The following is an 18,671-nucleotide window of genomic DNA, read 5'->3' as shown; positions in this document are numbered from 1 at the left end:
CGCCTGTGGTGTCGAGATCTGTCCGGCGGTTCCGAGGTAGCAGCAACAACCCGTTACCGAGGAAGGAAAACCCGATGACCAGCCCAACCACCACCCCAACCGTCACCGTCTGCGCTCGCGGCCGGGCGTCCGAGGGCCTGTTGCTCGCGGGTGCTGCCGCCGGCCCCCTGTTCTTCGTCTCGGCGATCACCCAGATGCTCACCCGCGAGGGTTTCGATATCACCCGGCATCCGATCAGTCAGCTCGCGACCGGCGATCTCGGTTGGATCCAGATCCTCACCTTCATCACCGCGGGGGTGGGTGCGTTGGCCCTGGCCGCCGGTATCGGCCGCACGCTCACCGAAGGAACCGGGCGGCGGGCATTACCGATCCTGGTGGGCGTTTTCGGAGTCGGGCTGGTCGCGGCGGGTGTGTTCACCATGGACCCGGAGAACGGTTTCCCGGCCGGCACTCCCGACGAGCCGGTCGCGCAGATGTCCTGGCACAGCATCGCGCACTCGGCCGCGGCCGCGGTGGCCTTCACCGCGCTCGCGATCGCGGCTCTGGTCCTGAGCGTGCGGTGCGCTCGCCGGCGGCGGGTCCTGCCCGCCGTGGCCAGCGCCGTGGCCGGACTTATCCTGCTGGTACCGATGTCACCGGAGTACATGAGCGTCCAGATCGCGATCAACGGCGCGGTCGCCTTCACCTGGACTACCGTGATGGCGCTGTCCCGGCGGCGCCACGTCGCCTGAGCCGGGCACGCTCGCACACCGGTTACCGTGACGAGAACCCACCACATCGGAGGATCTCAGTGAAATACCTGCTTCTCGGCTACACCCCGGCCGCCGCGTGGGACGCCGCCTCCGCCGACACTCCCTCGCCGGAGGCATTGGCCGCGTTCGCCACCTATCAGCAGTTGGAGAGGGAACTGTTCGCCTCCGGTGAGTTGGTCGGCACCGAGGGGCTGGGTCACCCGGCCGTCAGCACCACCGTGCGCAGAACCGCCGACGGCGTGGTCGCCACCGACGGACCGTTCGCGGAGCTGAAGGAGGTGCTGGCCAGCTTCGCGGTGATCGATGTCGCCGGACACGAACGAGCCGTGCAGATCACCGCCCGCATTGTCGAAGCGCTCGGCGAACCGATCGAGATCCGCCCGATCATGGGCGAGGACTTCACCGCGTGACCCGCGAAATCGAGGACCTGCTGCGCGCCGAAGCGCCGCAGGTCCTCGGTGCGCTGGTCCGCCGCTTCGGCCGCTTCGACACCGCCGAGGACGCGGTGCAGGAAGCGCTGCTGGCCGCCGCACGCACGTGGCCGGTCGAAGGCGTCCCGGACGATCCGCGCAGCCGGCTCATCCGCATCGCCTACCGGCGAATGGTCGACCTGCTGCGCTCCGACCAGGCCCGCCGCCGCCGTGAGCTGGAAACCGGTGCCGCCGAACTGGCCATGGCCGAACCCGGACGGGCGACGCTGGCCGGCGGAACCGACGACAGTCTCACCCTGCTCCTGCTGTGCTGCCACCCCGCGCTCGGCCACACCTCCCGGGTGGCGCTCACCCTGCGCGCGGTCGGTGGTCTCACCACCGCCGAGATCGCCCATGCCTACGGCGCCACCGAAGCCACCATGGGCACCAGGATCAGCCGCGCCAAACAACAACTCGCCAAGGCCGGCGCCCGCTTCACACTCCCCACCGGTACCGACCGCGACAGCCGGATGACCGCGGTCCGCCAGGTGCTGTATCTCATCTTCAACGAGGGCTACACCGCGACCGCCGGAGCCGACCTCACCCGCGTCGACCTCACCGGTGAGGCCATCCGGCTGGCCAGGATGCTGCACGCCACCGCACCCGACGACGTGGAGGCAACAGGCCTGCTCGCACTCATGCTGCTCACCGAATCCCGGTGCGCGGCACGCACCGACGCCGGCGAACTGATACCCCTGGTCCAGCAGGACAGATCCCAGTGGAATCGCGAAATGATCGACGAGGGAACCGCACTCATCGACAGCGTCTGGAATCGCGACCCGGCCGGCCCCTACCGGCTCCAGGCCGCGATCGCCGCCGTCCACGCCGCGGCCGAACCGGGCCACACCGATTGGCCCCAGATTGCCATGCTCTACCTGTGGCTCGAACGCCTCACCCCCACACCACCGGTCCAACTCGCCCGCGTAGTCGCCGTCGCCCACGCCTACGGCCCCGCCCGCGGCCTGGCCCTGCTCGACGACCTGAACCGGCGTCACCACCTCGACCGCAACCCCCTCACCCAGCAACGCGAACACGCCGTCCGCGCCCACCTTTTACAACAAACCGGCGACCACACCACCGCGGCCGAACTCTTCCGCCGAGCCGCCGACCTCACCGACAACCACGTCGAACAGCGCTACCTCCACCACAAAGCCGACCAGACCTCCTCATCGCTCGATCGAGTTCGGCCCCGGGATTCCCGGCCGGGCGAACCGCGACAGGTCAGCGCGACCCGGGCCGAGCAGAGTGGCCGGTGGGCTCTGCCGCCCGAGACCGAGTAGCTGCCCGGCCGGTGAGAAGTCCGAGGCGGTCTTCGGCGGTCGTCAGCCGATCGTGGCGCCCGCCGCGGCCGGACGCAATGGCGCGGAGGCGAATTCCGTCAGGCCGACGGCCGGGTCGATACGCGCGGTGAACCCGAGCAGCTGCCGGGCGCGCGCCGGATCGGCGACTATATGGCGCACATCTCCCGATCGCACCGCACCGGTGACCACGGGTTCCGGCCCGCCGTGGGCGGCGGCCAGGGTCCGCGCGACATGACCGATGGAGATGGGATGTCCAGAACAGATGTTCAACGACTCGACCCCGGGCAGCGCGGCCTCGACGGCGGCCACGTTCGCCGCGGCGATATCGGTGACGTGCACGAAATCCCGCATCTGCCCGCCGTCCTCGAACACCTGCGGCGCCCGGCCCGCCGCCAGGGCGGACCGGAAGATCGCCGCGACCCCGGAATACGGGGTATCCCTGGGCATTCCGGGTCCGTACGCGTTGTGGTAGCGCAATGCGGTGACCGTACCGCCGGTGGCCGCGGCCCAGGCGATCGCGTAGTGTTCCTGCGCCACTTTGCTCGCCGCGTACAGACTCCGGGGCCGTGCCGGTGTGTCCTCGGGAACCGGTGCCCAGGTGAGCGCTTCGCCGTGCCGCCGGTGTTCGAATCGGCCGGCCGCGAGGTCTTCGGGCCGACGCCCCGCCACGTCCACGATTCCGTCCGGTCCTCGGTAGAGCCCCTCGCCGTAGACCACCATCGAGGATGCCAGGACGAGCCGGCCGCACCCGGCGCGGTCCATCGCGGCCAGCAGTACCGCGGTGCCGTAGTCGTTGTGCCCGGCGTAGGTGGGCGCGTCCTGGACATCGACCCCGGCGCCCACCACGGCGGCCTGATGGCACACCACGTCGATACCGGGTAGCAGTACATCGAGCCCGGCGGCATCGCGGACATCCACGCGCCGCACACCTGCCGGCGGCTGCGCCCCGGGTCCGTGCGCCGCGGGCAGCATCAGGTCGACCGCCACCACTTCGTGGCCGCGGGCCCGCAGGGCAGCGTGGATATGGGAACCGATGAATCCGGCCGCGCCGGTCAGCAGTACTCGCATACCCCGATCCTGCCCGTCCGAGGGCCCCGGATCGGGCAGCCGGACGCGGATGTCACGGTTTCGTCGTACCCGTCCGCGCACCCGGCCGCGCCATGCCGCCTTGACCTGAAGCTATGTGAAGGTTTCAGACTGGTCGAGTTCACCGGTTGTCGAACCCGAGGAGTGACATCGTGCAGGCAATACAGGTAAAGGAATTCGGCGGACCCGGCGTCTTGGAGATGCGGGAGCTGCCGGTCCCGGAACCGGCCCCCGGCCAGGTCCTGATACGCGTCGCCGCGGCGGATGTGATGTTCCTCGATACGCGGCTGCGGTCGGGATGGGGCACCGACTACTTCGCCGTGCAGCCGCCCTATGTACCCGGCGGCGCTGTCGGCGGGGTGGTCACGGCCGTGGGCCCGGGTGTCGACCCCACGCTGCCGGGCGCCCGGGTGACCGCACGGACCGTGGCCGGCGGCGTCGGCGGCGGTCTGCCCATCGGCGGCTACGCCGAATACGCGCTCGCCGGTGCCGAGCAACTGAACCGGATACCGGGCAGCGTGGATATCGACCGGGCGACGGCGGTGGTCCACGACGGCCATACCGCGCTCGCGGCCTTCGAACGCGCCGGTATCCGGCCCAATCAACGAGTGCTGATCACCGCCGCGGCCGGTGGTCTCGGCACTCTGCTCACCCAGCTCGTCCACCGGGCCGGAGCGCAGGTGATCGCCGCGGCCCGCGGGGAGGCGAAACTCGCGCTCACCCGGCGGCTGGGGGCCGCGACCGCGATCGACTACTCCGAGACCGGCTGGACGGACCGAGCACTGGCCGCGACCGGCGGCCGGGGACCCGATGTGGTGTTCGACGGCGCGGGCGGCGACCCGGGCGATGCCGCGCTGCGGATCGTGCCCGGCGACGGTCTCTTCATCGGGTACGGAGCCGCGGCCGGTGAATTCGCCGCCGCGGGAGCCGACAACGCCCGCGAGCGCGGAGTGGAGGTCCTCAGCCTGTACGACCTGAACGTCGGCAACGACAGCCGGGCCCGTCACGCCGGCCGCATACTCGAACTGCTCGCCACCGAGCAACTCGAGGTCGTCATCGGACAGACCTTCCCACTGGCCGACGCCGCCGCGGCCCACGCCGCCATCGAGAACCGCTCCGCGCTCGGCCGCACCATGCTGCGGGTCCGACCTCCCGCCGAATACCGCGCGGCCACTACCGATTCAGCCGATAACCTCGGCGTATCGGCGCTCTAGCGCGAGGATCAGCGCCCGGTTCGGCTCGCCGGCCGAGCCGGTATCGAGCGCATGCACCAGCGCGTCCAGGCAGATGTGGTATCCGGCGGCGGTCCCCGATATTCCGTGCGGCCCCGGGGTACCGAACCAGACCGTGCACAGCAGCCGGGACCCGGCACCGTCGGGCACGACCTCGAACAGCAGATGCTCGTCGTCCCAGAGGAACTCGAAGAGACGCGGCGGTTCCCAGGTCAGGATACGGCCCGGTAGCACCGGGTCCTCCGGCGCGACTCCCGCTGCGGTCAGCTCTTCGCTCGCCCGGTCGACCGCCTCCGGCCAGAAGCGGAACCGCACCTCGGCGCCCGGGCGGCGCTCGCCGATGATGTCCGCGGGGAACCAGTGCCGCAGATGCTCGGATTCGGTGAGCGCCCGCCAGACCTTCTCCGGTGGATGCGCCAGGGTGCGTTCGTAGCGGGTACCCACGCGATCACCGTCGCGCAGGACTTCACCGAGACGCTCGGTTGCGCCGGTCATTTCACTCCTCTGGGTTCGTCGGGTCCTTCGTCGTCGGGCATCGTGTCCAGATACCGCTCGAATTCGTCGAGGCGGTCGGCCCAGATCTGCCGGAACGGCGCCAGCCACGCATCGATTTCCCGCAGCCGGGCGGGTGCGAGGCCGTAGTGCCGGCGCGGGCCGTCCACCCGGACGCGCACCAGCGCGGCCGCGTCGAGCATGCGCAGATGTTTCGACACATTGGGCTGGGCCGCGCCGAGCGCATCCACCAGTTCACCGACCGTGCGCTCCCCGTCGCGCAGCAGATCGAGTATCCGCCGCCGGGTGGGGTCGGCCAGTACCTCGAAGACATCACGTGCCACGCGAGCTATATTTCCCTAGAGGAATATTCCTGTCAAGGCATATCGAACGCCGGCCCTCCGGCGGCTTCCCGTCCTACAGCCGCGGCCACCGTCCGGCCCACCCAGGCCGAGAATTCGCCGACCTGCGCCGCGGACAGCTCCGTCGCCCGCGTCCGTGGCCGCTCGAAACTGCGCAGCGCCTCGCCCACGAGCCCATCGAACGCGTCCCCGGCCGCCACGATCGCCCGGCCGGCTTCCCGCTTGGCCACCCAGCGGCCGGTGCGGCAGAAGTACACGGCCCGGCAACCGTTGAGCACCCGATTGTCCGCGAGATGCCCGGCACCGGACGCGTGCTCGTCCACGGACGCCGCCACCGCGACGAGCACATCGAGCCGGCGTGGAGCGGCGAGCACCTCGCGCACCGGCCGCCCGAACAGCGGCAGCCCACTCTGGTGGGCGACCGCGCGATCGATCACATACCAGAACGCCGGTGCCCCCACGGAATCGAAATCCGCGACCGCGGGCAGCAGCGGACCGGTGTTCAGATTCAGCAGATATCCGGGTTCCGGCGCGCCCGACGCGGCGAACTCCGCGTCGTAGACCACCAGCTCGAGGCCCGCGGCGGGGCAATCGAAACCGGGATGGGCCAGTACTTCGGCGAGCTCGTGCGGCAGCCGCTCGGGTCCGCCGGGGTCCACGACCACCGTGATATCGATATCGCTGCGACCGTGGCGATAGTCCCCGAGGGCCAGAGATCCCATCGGGAACACACTGCGGAGCCGATCGCCGTAGACGGCGTGCGCCCGCCGGATCAATTCGGTCAGATATGGCCCGACCTCGTCCGGAATCGACCGGGCAGACTCCGCCGCGCCGGGGCCGGTCACAGGTCGCGGGGGTAGCGTCCGCCGGCGCGGAACACTTCTCGGCGTCGATCGGTCATATCGCCCAGGCTAAACCGTCACCGCCCGCGGCCGGGCGCGATCCACGAGCCGGCCCGAGCCACGATATCCGGTTGACCCACCGGCTCTAATGGATTCGTGACAGATCTGGTGGCAGCGGTCTCGTGGGTGGGGCCGAAGCGGGTTCGTGAGTTACTGGAAGCCGGGGCGGACCCCGACGAGCCGGACGAGTACGGAACCACTCCCCTGTACCGGGCGTCGGTACAGGGTGCCACCGAAGCGGTATACCTGCTGCTGGCATACGGCGCCGACCCGCAACTGCGCGGCGGGGGCGACGACGAGGGACTACCGTTGTGCGCCGCCGCGTGCTGGAATCACACCGGTGTCGTCACGGCGCTCCTGGCCGCCGGAGCCGACCCGGATACACCCGAGCCGCCACATCCGGAACAGACCGGTCCGGGGACGCCACCGCTGCTGTGGGCGGTCCGCAACGGACACCGCGACACGGTGGAGCTCTTGCTGGCAGCGGGAGCCGATCCCGAGATTCCGGGCACTCCGCTGACGATCGCCGCCCAGGGTGGACGCTACGGGATCGTGCAATCGCTGCTGGCCCACGGCGCGGATCCGGCCCGCGCGGACGAGCGGGGGCGCACACCCCTGGCCATCGCGACCGGGCTCGCGGCGGCCGACCCGGTCACACTGCTCGCGGAGCAGTGGGCAGGGCCCGATCGCGAGTACAGCGTGCATCGCCGCCCCGCCGGGGACGGCACCGACGTGATCACCCTGCGGTACGGGGACGGCGAGCGGGGCGGGGAAACGTCGATGCAGGACGGGCACGCTTTGATCGCCGAACTGCTCGGTGGCCGCGGCGACCGGCAGGAAACCATCGGTCCTGAGTGATGTCCCCGGGTGCGTCCTCCCCGACCGGCGCGGTCCGGCACGGCCGGGCCGCCGCGGCCGGGGAGGATGCGGAAGGCTCCGGATTCCGCTGTGGTGCGGGATCCGGAACGCTTCCCGGGCGGGGTCTCGAGTATCGGCGCACAGCCACAACCTCTTTCTCGTCGAGCGGTATCCACCGCAATGATCAGCCGCGGACGCGGGTCAGGAACGCGGTGATGTTCTCCCGGATCTGTTCGATCCGGTATTCGATATCGAAATCATCGCGATAGGCACGGCCCATCGCGGGCGTTTTCTTCCGGCGGGCATACAGCGAGCACGCCAGGTCCTCACACATATACGTCCCGGTCGAGTTGCCGCGGCGACCGGCCTCGCCCGCCTTCCGGGCCGTCATCAGCGCCACGCCGCCGTTGGTGTGCGTGGTGGAGCAGATCGTGCACATCTGCGAACGCCGTGGTCCGCCGGTTTCGTACCGCAGTGCGATACCGGCCGGGCCGTGCTCGCCGGGTATCACGAGGTAGGCACGCCCGGCGGAGCCGGGCTCGGACCAGCCCAGGAAGTCCAGGTCGTCCCAGGGCCGGTTGGCCAGGTCGGCAGGTACGGACAGCCGTTTGGCGTCACCTTTCGAGCAATTGACGAACGACGCTCGGATATCGCGTTCGGTCAGGGGTTCCATGGCACTGCATCTCCTTCGGCAGTCGGGGTGGACAAACCGCGACAATCTATCGGCCGCGTGTCCGGCGGGCAATCGTTTTTTTCCGGCAGTGACCGATGCGCACTGTCCGGAGTCCGGCGCCGCGCCCTGCGACTCCTCGCGGCCGCGAGCGACCCCGGCGCCGGCCGGGAAACGTTTGACCGAAAGTGCCGATCCCGACCACGGGCACCGTCCTAGAGTGAGGAAGAACACAGCGGCGAACAGGAGTTGATATGAGTGCGCGACACCCGGTGTCGATCCTGATCATCGGTGCGGGATTCGGTGGTATCGGCGTGGCGATCGAGCTGCACCGGCACGGATTCGACGACATCACCATCCTCGAAAAAGCCGCGGACCTCGGTGGTGTGTGGCGGGAGAACACCTATCCCGGCGCGGCCTGCGATGTGCCGTCCCCGCTGTACTCCTACTCGTTCGAGCAGAAGCCCGACTGGCCACAGCGGTACTCCGGCCAGGCCGCCATCCACGACTATCTGCGCGCCGTGACCCGCCGATACGGGCTGCTGGAGCGGATCGAGTTCGGCGTCGAGGTCACCGACGCGGCATTCGACGAGCAGACCGGCACCTGGACGGTACACACCGCCGACGGCGGCCGGCGGACCGCGCAGGTGCTGATCTCCGCCGTAGGCCAGCTGTCGCGGCCGCGACTGCCCGCCATCCCGGGCGTCGACAGTTTCGCCGGCCCCGCCTTCCATTCGGCCCTCTGGGATCACGAGGTCGACCTCACCGGGAAACGGGTGGCCTGTATCGGCACCGGCGCGAGTGCCATCCAGTACGTTCCGCAGATCCAGCCGGTGGTCGAGCAGCTGACCCTGTTCCAGCGCACCGCGGCCTGGGTGCTGCCCAAGTTCGATACCGACTACTCCCCGATCCAGCACAAGCTCTTCGCCAAGATCCCCGGCATGCTGCTGGTGGAGCGGCTCGGCTGGTGGCTCACCGCCGAGATCTCCTCGCTGGGTCTGGTGGAACTGCCGATCATCAGCCGTCTCGTCGCGCGGATCGCCGCCCGGAACCTGACGGAGAACGTCGACGATCCCGGCCTGCGCGCCGCCCTCACCCCCGACTATCCGATCGCCTGTAAACGCGTCCTGTTCTCCAGCGACTACTATCCGGCGCTCACCCGGCGCAATGTGGAAGTGACCACCTCGGATATCACCGAGATCACCCCGCGGGGAGTACGGACCGCCGACGGCACTCTGCACGAAGCCGATGTGATCATCTACGGCACCGGGTTCAAGGGCACCGAGTTCCTGTGGCCCATGCGTATCACCGGCCGCGATGGGCGCGAGCTGGCCGAAGTGTGGTCCGCGGGCGCGCACGCCTACTACGGGATCACGGTGCCCGAATTCCCGAATCTGTTCATGGTCTACGGACCCAATACGAATCTGGGCGTGGGATCGATCATCTACATGATCGAATCGCAGTCCCGCTACATCCGGCAGGCGGTCGAGCTGCTGGCCGGCACACCCGGCCATGTCCTCGAGGTACGCGCCGACACCGAACGCGCTTTCAACGACGCCCTGCAGAAACGCCTCGAACGTACGCCGTGGAACTTCTGCTCGAGCTGGTACCGCAACTCGGCCGGCAAGATCACCAACAACTGGCCGGGTACGGTCACCCGGTACCGCCGCCGCGTCCGCAGACTCGACCCACGGGACTACACACTGACACCCGCCGCATGACACCCCCGCGGGATCATCCTCACATGTGCTCCTGATCTCTGGGCTCGGCGGCACACTCCTGCCAGGCTGACCTCCGGGATCGAGGAGGTGGCGAAGGTGCCCGGAGCACAACATGGTTTACCGCCGCACGTTTTCGAGACGGCCGCCCGGATGGCGGGTTTCGAACTGGACGCGTCCCAGTACGCGGCCGCCGACCGGCTGGTACGACTCGGCGACGAGTTGTCGCGCCGCCGTAGGCTCTTCGGCGGTGCGACGCCACGCGGAGTGTACGTCTGGGGGCCGGTCGGGCGCGGCAAGAGCTGGCTGACCGATACTTTCTACTCGGCGGTGCCCGTCCCCGGCAAACAGCGCATGCACTTTCACGAGTTCTTCCGCGAGTTCCACACCCGCTACGCCGCCCACCGCCACGAGAAACACGCCGGTGACCGCGCGGTGCGTGAACTACTCGGTGACACCCGGCTGGTGTGTTTCGACGAGTTCCACGTCCATGATCCCGGCGACGCCACGATCATGGCCAGAGTCGTGCAATCGTTGCTCGCCCAGCGGATCACCCTGGTCGCCACCTCGAACTATCCGCCCGCGGGACTGCTGCCGAACCCGCTGTTCCATCATCTGATCGAACCGCTGGCCGCGACTCTGCACACGGCGCTGGATATCGTCGAGGTCGCGGGGCCCCGCGACTACCGGCGGAGCCGCCGGCCCGGAACACCCGTCGCGGAGTTCGAACGCGGCGGCTATCTCTGGCCGGGGACCGCCGCCCGGCTGGCGCGGGCCGGTCTGGTGCCGCCGGTCCCGGCCGAACGGCAGCGCGTCCGGATCGGGGCGCGCGCGGTAACCGCCCGGGCGGTACGCGGCGACGCGGTCTGGTTCGATTTCGCCGATCTCTGCGAGGGCCCCTACTCGACCATCGACTACCTCGGTCTGGCCGACCGGTTCCGGGACTGGACGCTGTCGGGCCTGCCCGCGCTGGCCACCACCGGCCGCGACGCCGCACAACGTTTCGCCAACCTGGTGGATGTGCTGTGCGACCGGGACCGCCGCCTGCATCTGGTCGCCGCCGCACCGCTCGCCGAATGCCTGACCGGTGATCACCTGCCGCCCGATATCCACCGCACCGCCAGCCGCCTGGCACTACTACCGGAGATCGGCGGCGCACCGGCCGCCGTGACCGATCACTAGTCCGGGAAGAGCCGGAGATCCTGGGCCGCGGCCGCCCGCAGGATCGCGACCGGCGACCGCACCCGGGTCAATGCCGATGAATCGGTGCCGCCACCATCGGCGCTCCCTGAATTCGGCTACCGTACGGGAGGCCGCTCCCGCAATAGCCGGCGCGGATGTGGCAGGTAGGGGGCCCGGCCGGGCGGGTGCGCCGAAGATGAAGACCCTCTGGGGCAAAGGGTTTCGTGTCCGGCTGCGCGACTACCGATATCGTGTCCACATCACCGGCGACAGGGAGGGGTATCGGGATGCTCGTCATCGCCGACAAGCTCAGATCGGGCGCGGAGAAACGGGTTGTCGGCTGGCTCCGGAAATGGGAAGGGGACTACCGGGTTCCCGGAGTCGCGATCACGAACTGCTTCATCTCCGGACAGGAGGTGGATCTGGTCATCATCACCCCGTACACGACCGTGGTCGGGGAGATCAAAGGTATCGACCCCGAGGTCACCGGCAGCGTCCTGCAGTGCACCACCAACAGCCGCTGGCGGGTTCCGGGCTCCACGGGCGACCCGGTCAGTGTGCGGGACAACGACACCACCCCCTACGACCAGGTGCGCGACGGAGTGTTCAAACTGAAGGCCGCCGCCGGGCAGGTGGGCGGCAGCGCGTTCGTCACCGGTCTCGTGGTCGTGCTCCCGCCGCGCGGATCGACCATGCGGCTCGAGAAGAAGTCGGCACCGCCACCGGGTTGTGATGTGCTGCTGTGCAACACCCAGAATCCGCTGCGCGCCTGGTTCCATCGCGCCCATCACCGCAGCGCCGTGGTCTGGACCGCGGAGCAGGCCTATGCCGTGATCGAAGCGCTCGAATACGGTGACCGGACCACGATCGCCGAACTGGCCGACGCGGGTTTCCCGCTGGATTCGGCGCTTCCCGCGGTGGAACCGATTCCGCTGCCGCCGTCCGCACCCGACCCGGTACCGGCCTCTCCCCGCGCCATCGCGCCGCCGCCGTCCGCGCCGGCCCGCGCATCGGTTCCGCCGCGGCCCTCCGCGGGCGCGGAAGGCGGCTCGGCCGACGACGCACCGGACCACCCCGTCCGGCCGCCGGATCCGTCCGCGGCCCCGCCACCACCGCCACCCGAACCGCGCCCGGAACCGAGCCCGGTGATCGAATCACCACCGGTCCCGGACCCGGACTCCGCCGATCGACGCCGGGCCCGCTGGCAGACCGCGGCGGCATTCGCGGTGATCGCTGTGCTGGGCGGCGGGTTGTGGCTGATGGCCCGCGGCGGTGGCGACGCTCCCGCACCCCGGGAACCCGAAAATCAGCAACAGATCAGCTCGGTCGCGGAGGTACCCGCCGCTCCGCCGCAGCCGGTGGCAGTGACACCGGCGCCGCCACCGCGCCCCGCACCGCCACCGATCTGCTACCCGTTCCAGCCGCGCTGCTGACCCGCCGAACCGCGCCGGACACCCGGTCGGTTCTTGCCCGATCACCTGCCGGCATCGGAATCCACTGTCGTGCGATTCTTCTCGTGTCACTGTGATCCGAACCGCGTCGGCGCGGCACCGGAACCCCCTGCCTTACTCTCCTCCGGCGAACCCCGAACACGCGGCCGACGCGTACGGGCCGGTGGAGGTCTGTTCGGAGGCGAGCCGGCCGCCGATCCGGATCCGGCAGGTCACTTCCCCGCCGTCGGCATCATTGACCGCGATCAGCGAAACCATCGTGCCGAAACTCTCGATCAGCACATCCCGCCGCCACGGCAATCCGGCCGCCGGTTCCCGGGCCATGCCGAGGTCGTGGTCGAGATAAGTGACCGAGACATCGGCGGTGGTGCCCTCGACCTCGTAACTCACCGCGATCTCGGAGACGGTTTCCTCGCCGGTCCCGATCCCCGCCACCGCCGCGACGCACCCGCCGACCAGGCAGAGGATCACCGAGACCGTCCCGGCGGCGACCCACGGCCGGCGGGCCCGCCCGCGTAGGGACCGGCGGCCGGCGGGCGCGGGTTCGGTGTACGAGTCCTGCCCGTATCCGGGCGCCGGGGAGTTCCCGGAGCGGCGCGGGTGCTCGCCGGGCGGGTCGATCAATGTGAACTCCTCGGGTCCGGGGGGGCACGGTCGGCGCACCACCTAGAGGTGGATCACATTCGAACAGATTGATGTTACATAGCTATTTTCGCTGCTCAAAATTGCTTTCCGTGCCCGCGGAGGGCACTCTCCGCCACCGCACGCCGACCGTCCGGGCACCCGCGCGGGCAATGCGAGAAGATCCGGGCGGAAGAAGACCGTGGACCACGGGCAGCACCGGTGGGAAGCTCATAGATGACCGCATGCCGATTGCCGAGGACGGTGAGTCATGGGTGTCAGAGCGAACGGGGCGACGAGCCCGGAACACATCCGGAACGTGGTGCTCGTCGGAAGTAGCGGAGCGGGTAAGACCACACTGGTGGAGGCGTTGGCGCTGGCCACCGGCGCGGTGAACCGGGCGGGCCGGGTCGAGGACGGAACCTCCCTATCGGACTACGACGAGATCGAGCAGCGAAAACACCGGTCCGTGCAATTGTCGGTGGTGCCGGTCCGGCGGAACGGGATCAAGATCAATCTGGTGGACACGCCAGGGTACGCGGACTTCGTCGGCGAACTGCGCGCCGGATTGCGGGCCACCGACGCCGCACTGTTCGTGGTGTCGGCGGCCGACGGCGTGGAAGGCGTAGCCGGGGCCACCCGGGCACTGTGGGAGGAATGCGCGAGCGTCGGCATGCCGCGGGCGATCGTACTGACCCATCTGGACACCGCACGCGCGGATTTCGAGGAGCTGCGACGCACCTGCCAGGCGCTACTCGGCGGCGGGGCGGCGGAGAACGTGCTCGCACTCCACCTGCCCGTATACGGGCCGGCCGGCGCGGACGGGCACCGCCCGGCCACCGGCCTGATGGAACTTCTCGAACAGCGGGTGGCCGACTACTCGGGTGGTGAGCGCGCGTGGGTCGATCCCACGCCCGCCGATCGGGCCCTCGCCGAACAGGCCCGGGAGCGGCTCATCGAGGGCATAATCGCCGAAAGCGAGGACGAGACCCTCATGGACCGCTACCTGGGCGGCGAGCCGATCGAGCTCGCCACCCTGGTCACCGACCTGGAGCGCGCGGTGGCGCGGGGTAGCTTCCATCCGGTTCTGTTCGCGGCGCCGGCCGCCGCCGACGGGCGGTACGGTCTGGGCACCGTCGAACTGCTCGACCTGATCACCGCGGGATTCCCCAGCCCGGCCGAGCACTCGGTGCCGGCCCGGCGGCGCGCCGGCGGGGGCGCATCGATCACCCTGCGCTGTGATCCGGCGGCCGATCTGGCCGCCGAGGTGGTCCGGACATCGTCGGACCCGTATGTCGGCCGGGTCTCGCTGGTCCGCGTCTTCTCCGGCACACTGCACGCCGACGACACCGTCCACGTCTGCGGGCAGGGCTCGGGCGCCGAGCACGACGACGACGAACGGATCGGCGGGATCACCGCCCCGTTCGGCCGGGAACAGCGGCCGATGAACGAGGCCGTGGCCGGCGATATCGCCTATGTGACCAAACTCGGCCACGCCCGGACCGGCGACACCCTCTCCACAACCGGCGACCCGCTGCACATCGATCCCTGGCCGATGCCGGAACCCCTGCTGCCCACGGCCATCCGCGCCCACGGCAAGACCGACGAGGACAAGCTCCCGCAGGGCCTGGCCCGGCTGGTCGCCGAAGATCCCGCCCTGCGCGTGGAGAACAACGAACGAACCCATCAGCTGGTGCTGTGGTCGCTGGGGGAAGCACAACGCGATGTCGCACTGGAACGGCTGCGCAGCCGATTCGGCGTCGAGGTCGATGTGGAGGAGACCCGTGTCCCGCTGCGGGAAACATTCGCGGAGAGAGCCGGTGGGCGGGGACGGCATGTGAAACAGTCCGGCGGGCACGGCCAATACGCGGTCTGCGAGATCCAGGTGGAGCCGCTCACCGAGGGGTCGGGAATCGAGTTCGTGGACAAGGTCATCGGCGGCGCGGTGCCGCGGCAGTTCATCACCTCGGTGGAGAAGGGCGTGCGCGCCCAGGCCGAACGCGGGGTGAGCACCGATAATCCGCTGGTCGACGTGCGGGTCACCCTGCTGGACGGTAAAGCGCATTCGGTCGACTCCTCCGACGCCGCCTTCCAGACCGCCGGCGCCCTGGCCCTGCGCGACGCGGCGGCCGGCGCCCGGATGGCCCTGCTCGAACCCATCGCGCTGGTGGAGGTCCGGGTTCCCGAAGACCACCTGGGCGCGGCCCTGACCGATCTGTCGGTACGGCGCGCCCGGATACTGGGCACCGAACCGGCCGATCCGGGACGCACCCTGATCCGCGCGCAGGTGCCGGAATCCGAACTCGTCCGCTACGCCACCGAACTGCGCTCGCTCACCCACGGTGTCGCCCAGTTCACCCGCGAATATCTGCGGCACGATCCGATGCCCGCCCAGCTGGCGGAGAAGGTCCGCGACCGATCGCCCGCGGCCCGCGCTTGAACCGGTCCGGTATCCGCCGGGCCTTGTCGCGGGCCCGGCCGCTCGAACGGGCCGCTGCCGTGCCCTCAACTGTCCCGTCCCGCCACAACGAGGCGACTGCCGTACGGTCCGCAACTCCTCGATCCGCTGCCGCGGTTGTTCGAGGAACTGTTCCGGATCGGTGAACCCCGCGGGATCGAGCGACGCTCCGAAGCGGACGGTCACCCGGCGACGCCGATCGAAGGCCGGACGGTCGCCGCGCAGCCGTCGCATGGGCATGACCTCGTCGGCGCCGACGGTACCCACCGGCACGACCGGAACCCCGTTCGCGAGAGCCGGTTTGGCCACTCCGGGCCGGTACGGTTCCACCTCGTACGGCGCGACCAGCCGGCCCTCGGTCCTCGATAATCCGCCCCGCCACTCGCTTCCGCCGCGTCCCGCGCGCCGGTACGGTCCATCATGGCCGCGCGGTGCGGGACAGCGGAACCGGGAAACTACTCACCGTCGACTCCCGACTCCCGACTCCCGACTCCCGACTCCCGACTCCCGACTCCCGACTCCCGAGAGGACGGCTACCCCGGCATGCCGGTATCGAGCAACTCGATCTTGCGTTCGAGCACGGTGCGTTCGCCCGCATTGGCGCACCGTGCGAGCGCTCGCTCGAGTTCGGCACGTGCCTCGGTGGTGCGGCCGAGCCGGATGAGCAGTTCGCCGCGCACGCTCGGCAGCAGATGGGTGTTCGCGAGTTCGCCCGCCGCTTCCAGCTCGTCGACGATCGGGAGGGCGGCCGCCGGTCCTAGCGCCATGGCGACCGCCACCGCGCGGTTCACCTCGACGACAGGCGAGGGCGCCAGGCGGACCAGCGCTTCGTAGAGCAGGACGATCCGATCCCAATCGGTGTCCCCGACCGAGGGCGCGACCGCGTGGCACTCGGCGATCGCGGCCTGCAACCCATAGAAACCCAGCCCCCGCCGGGCCCGTTCGGCGCGGGCCAGGGCGGCTCGCCCGCGGCGGATCGCCGACCGGTCCCAGCGCCGGCGATCCTGATCCTCCAGCAGGACCGGCTCGCCGCCGGGGCCGGTGCGCGCCGGGAACCGCGCGGCGGTCAGCTCCAGGAGTGCCAGCAGGCTGTGCGTCTCGGGCTCGTCCGGGACCAGCCGGCTCAGCACCCGCGCCAGCCGCTGGGCCTCGGCGGCCAGGTCGAACCGGATGAGGTCGGTGCCGGAACTCGCCGACGACCCTTCGGTGAAGATCACGTAGATCACCCGCAGCACCGAGACCAGGCGGGCCGAGCGGTCCGCGGCCGGCGGGATCTCGAACGGCACCCGCGCCGCGGCCAGGGTTTTCTTGGCCCGGGTGATCCGCGCCTGGACCGTGGCCGTCGGCACCAGGAAGGCGCGGGCTATCTCGTCGCTGGTCAGACCACCGATCACCCGGAGGGTGAGCGCCACCCGCGCTTCCGGGGAGAGCAGCGGGTGGCAGGCGACGAACATCAGGGCGAGCACATCGTCGTCGATGCGGTCCGGATCCCACAGCATATGCTCGGCGGTCCGCGCCGGGTCGGCCGGATCGCTGCCCGCGGCGACGCCGCCCTCACCCAGGTCCCGGGCGAGAGCGGCGTACCGATCGTCGAGGGCGGCGCGCCGCCGGAAGCCGTCGACAGCGCGGCGGCGGCCGACGGTGAGGAGCCAGCCCGCGGGATTTCGGGGCACCCCGTCCTGCGGCCAGGTCACCAGGGCCTCGGCCAGGGCTTCCTGGGCGAGATCCTCGGCGAGGCCGAAATCGCCGGTGTAGCGGGCGAGCGCACCGACGATCCGCGCCGATTCGATCCGCCACACCGCGGCCACCGCGGCCCGGCCCTCGTGCACTGTCACGGCCGCAGGTCAGAGCTGACCGGTGGCTTCACGCCACGCCCGCTCCTTCTGGATCCAGATATTGTCCTGGGGAAACTCGTCGATGGTCGGGACCCGGCGGATCTCGGTCTTGAAACCCGCACCCGACATGGGCATCCGTTTGGCCCATTCCACGGCCTCTTCCTTGGATGCGACGTTCAGGATGTAGTAGCCGTTGAACAGCTCCTTGGTCTCCCCATATGGCCCGTCGGTCACCACCGGATCTACCGACGAGTAGTCGACGACGACCCCCTCGGCGGCATCTTCGAGCCCCTCCGCGGCGAGCAGCACCCCGGCCCGAATCAGTTCGTCGTTGAACTTGCCGACCGTATCCAGCATCTCGGTGAAGTCGACCTCGCCCATCGCGGCGAGTGCTTCGTCGGTGGCGCGCATGATCAGCATGTATTTCACGGTCCGGTTCTCCTTGTTCTCGGGGTCCCCCATGGACCCTTTCACCCATAGGTCGAACGGGTGGCCGGCGAATCGACAACTCGCCGGATATTTTTTCGCCGAAAGTCGCGACTCGGTTCCGTTTCGTCGTCGAACCGGATCCGTTTCGTCGTCGAACGGGCTCGGCCGCGGTGGCCGGTGGCATACTTTTCGATCAGGACAAAGGAATCGAAGTGTGGCGTATGAGGGCGTCACCGGCGATCAGTTCTCGAGGTCCGGTGTGGCCCCTCCCATCCGAAGGGAGTTGTTATGACCACCGACCCCGCAGCACCGACGCCCGGAAGACCGGGGACCACCGGGGCGCATGCGGCCTCGACCGAGGATAATTCCGCCAAACAGGCCATCGCGACCGGCACCTCCATCGCGGCGGCGGCGCTGCTGCTCGTCGCCGGATTCATCACCCTGTTCCAGGGCATCTCGGCGGCCGCCAACGACGATGTGTTCGTCGCCGGGCCCAACTATGTCTACGAACTGGACCTGACCAGCTGGGGCTGGATCCACATCGTCTTCGGCATTCTGCTGATCCTGGCCGGCCTGGCGCTGCTGACCGGGGCGCTGTGGGCGCGGATCGTGGCGATCGGCCTGGCCGCTCTGTCGATCATCGTGAACTTCCTGTGGATCCCCTGGTATCCGCTGTGGTCGATCCTGATCATCGCCATCGATATCGTGATCATCTGGGCCATCGCCACCTGGCGGCCCGAACGCGCCTGAACCGATCCCGCCCGGACCGGCGCGGCGGCGCCGGTCCGGGAGCCGATCCGGCCGATACGACAGCCGTGCGAGGGTTATGTCGGCACCCCGGCGATGGTGGCC

18 protein-coding genes are annotated in these 18,671 nt (G+C 69.8%); 10 read left to right on the top strand and 8 right to left on the bottom strand.

Annotated elements, in window-relative coordinates:
- Positions 1–74: 74 nt before the first annotated feature.
- The 3 genes from NGR01S_RS10440 to NGR01S_RS10430 are packed head-to-tail and all read left to right on the top strand — an operon-like array spanning position 75 to position 2,502.
- Positions 75–731: a DUF998 domain-containing protein gene (locus tag NGR01S_RS10440; protein WP_063035985.1), complete on the top strand. Its 657-nt coding sequence runs from the start codon at positions 75–77 to the stop codon at positions 729–731.
- A 59-nt stretch (positions 732–790) separates the two neighbouring features.
- Positions 791–1,162, top strand: a complete 372-nt coding sequence (locus NGR01S_RS10435) for a YciI family protein (protein ID WP_063035984.1) — start codon at positions 791–793, stop codon at positions 1,160–1,162.
- Positions 1,159–2,502 carry an RNA polymerase sigma factor gene (locus NGR01S_RS10430; protein WP_084480626.1) on the top strand — a complete coding sequence of 448 codons (1,344 nt, stop codon included), beginning with the start codon at positions 1,159–1,161 and terminating at the stop codon, positions 2,500–2,502. The genes NGR01S_RS10435 and NGR01S_RS10430 overlap by 4 nt, the downstream gene beginning before the upstream one ends.
- A 42-nt stretch (positions 2,503–2,544) precedes the next feature.
- Here NGR01S_RS10430 and NGR01S_RS10425 read toward each other — a convergent pair whose 3' ends face one another.
- Positions 2,545–3,591 carry an NAD-dependent epimerase/dehydratase family protein gene (locus tag NGR01S_RS10425; RefSeq protein ID WP_063035983.1) on the bottom strand — a complete coding sequence of 349 codons (1,047 nt, stop codon included), beginning with the start codon at positions 3,589–3,591 and terminating at the stop codon, positions 2,545–2,547.
- Positions 3,592–3,761: 170 nt separating this feature from the next.
- Between NGR01S_RS10425 and NGR01S_RS10420 the strand changes: the two genes are divergently transcribed.
- Positions 3,762–4,823: a zinc-binding dehydrogenase gene (locus tag NGR01S_RS10420; RefSeq protein WP_084480624.1), complete on the top strand. Its 1,062-nt coding sequence runs from the start codon at positions 3,762–3,764 to the stop codon at positions 4,821–4,823.
- Here the strand turns inward: NGR01S_RS10420 and NGR01S_RS10415 are convergent.
- The 3 genes from NGR01S_RS10415 to NGR01S_RS10405 are packed head-to-tail and all read right to left on the bottom strand — an operon-like array spanning position 4,791 to position 6,540.
- On the bottom strand, positions 4,791–5,336 hold the full coding sequence (locus tag NGR01S_RS10415; protein ID WP_063035982.1) for an SRPBCC domain-containing protein: 546 nt from the start codon (positions 5,334–5,336) through the stop codon (positions 4,791–4,793). The two genes, NGR01S_RS10420 and NGR01S_RS10415, sit on opposite strands and share 33 nt — an antisense overlap.
- Complete coding sequence (locus NGR01S_RS10410) at positions 5,333–5,677, bottom strand: ArsR/SmtB family transcription factor (RefSeq protein WP_063035981.1); 345 nt, start codon at positions 5,675–5,677, stop codon at positions 5,333–5,335. The genes NGR01S_RS10415 and NGR01S_RS10410 overlap by 4 nt, the downstream gene beginning before the upstream one ends.
- Before the next feature lie 32 nt (positions 5,678–5,709).
- On the bottom strand, positions 5,710–6,540 hold the full coding sequence (locus tag NGR01S_RS10405; protein WP_063035980.1) for a nucleotidyltransferase domain-containing protein: 831 nt from the start codon (positions 6,538–6,540) through the stop codon (positions 5,710–5,712).
- Positions 6,541–6,693: 153 nt separating this feature from the next.
- Between NGR01S_RS10405 and NGR01S_RS10400 the strand changes: the two genes are divergently transcribed.
- Positions 6,694–7,455 carry an ankyrin repeat domain-containing protein gene (locus tag NGR01S_RS10400; RefSeq protein WP_063035979.1) on the top strand — a complete coding sequence of 254 codons (762 nt, stop codon included), beginning with the start codon at positions 6,694–6,696 and terminating at the stop codon, positions 7,453–7,455.
- Between the two features lie 184 nt (positions 7,456–7,639).
- On the opposite strand, the gene NGR01S_RS10395 is transcribed toward NGR01S_RS10400, so the two are convergent.
- Positions 7,640–8,128: an FBP domain-containing protein gene (locus tag NGR01S_RS10395; RefSeq protein WP_063035978.1), complete on the bottom strand. Its 489-nt coding sequence runs from the start codon at positions 8,126–8,128 to the stop codon at positions 7,640–7,642.
- Between the two features lie 251 nt (positions 8,129–8,379).
- Here NGR01S_RS10395 and NGR01S_RS10390 point away from each other — a divergent pair, with 251 nt between their 5' ends.
- From NGR01S_RS10390 to NGR01S_RS10380, 3 genes are all read left to right on the top strand, one after another.
- Positions 8,380–9,846: a flavin-containing monooxygenase gene (locus tag NGR01S_RS10390; protein ID WP_063035977.1), complete on the top strand. Its 1,467-nt coding sequence runs from the start codon at positions 8,380–8,382 to the stop codon at positions 9,844–9,846.
- A 96-nt stretch (positions 9,847–9,942) separates the two neighbouring features.
- Complete coding sequence (gene zapE, locus NGR01S_RS10385) at positions 9,943–11,025, top strand: cell division protein ZapE (RefSeq protein WP_245664514.1); 1,083 nt, start codon at positions 9,943–9,945, stop codon at positions 11,023–11,025.
- A gap of 287 nt (positions 11,026–11,312) precedes the next feature.
- Entirely contained in the window at positions 11,313–12,458 is a 1,146-nt protein-coding gene (locus NGR01S_RS10380; protein ID WP_063035975.1) for a nuclease-related domain-containing protein, read from the top strand.
- Positions 12,459–12,590: 132 nt separating this feature from the next.
- Here the strand turns inward: NGR01S_RS10380 and NGR01S_RS10375 are convergent, their stop codons facing one another.
- A complete protein-coding gene (locus NGR01S_RS10375; RefSeq protein WP_157107196.1) occupies positions 12,591–13,100 on the bottom strand; it encodes an MmpS family transport accessory protein in 510 nt (169 codons plus the stop codon).
- 268 nt (positions 13,101–13,368) lie between these two features.
- On the opposite strand from NGR01S_RS10375, the gene NGR01S_RS10370 reads away from it, so the two are divergent.
- Complete coding sequence (locus NGR01S_RS10370; protein WP_063035973.1) at positions 13,369–15,537, top strand: elongation factor G-like protein EF-G2; 2,169 nt, start codon at positions 13,369–13,371, stop codon at positions 15,535–15,537.
- Positions 15,538–16,088: 551 nt separating this feature from the next.
- On the opposite strand, the gene NGR01S_RS10360 is transcribed toward NGR01S_RS10370, so the two are convergent.
- Together NGR01S_RS10360 and NGR01S_RS10355 are read right to left on the bottom strand one after the other, a co-directional pair.
- Complete coding sequence (locus NGR01S_RS10360; RefSeq protein WP_063035971.1) at positions 16,089–17,390, bottom strand: RNA polymerase sigma factor; 1,302 nt, start codon at positions 17,388–17,390, stop codon at positions 16,089–16,091.
- 9 nt (positions 17,391–17,399) lie between these two features.
- Positions 17,400–17,819 (bottom strand): YciI family protein, encoded by a 420-nt coding sequence (locus NGR01S_RS10355; protein WP_063036309.1) that lies wholly within the window; start codon positions 17,817–17,819, stop codon positions 17,400–17,402.
- Between the two features lie 288 nt (positions 17,820–18,107).
- Between NGR01S_RS10355 and NGR01S_RS10350 the strand changes: the two genes are divergently transcribed.
- Positions 18,108–18,569 (top strand): DUF7144 family membrane protein, encoded by a 462-nt coding sequence (locus NGR01S_RS10350; RefSeq protein WP_063035970.1) that lies wholly within the window; start codon positions 18,108–18,110, stop codon positions 18,567–18,569.
- Positions 18,570–18,671 lie beyond the last annotated feature (102 nt).

The organism is Nocardia grenadensis NBRC 108939, from assembly GCF_001613445.1.
GTDB classification, from domain to species: domain Bacteria; phylum Actinomycetota; class Actinomycetes; order Mycobacteriales; family Mycobacteriaceae; genus Nocardia; species Nocardia grenadensis.
Note: the sequence above shows the minus strand (reverse complement) of the source record. Positions and strands in the feature narration are given on the sequence as shown.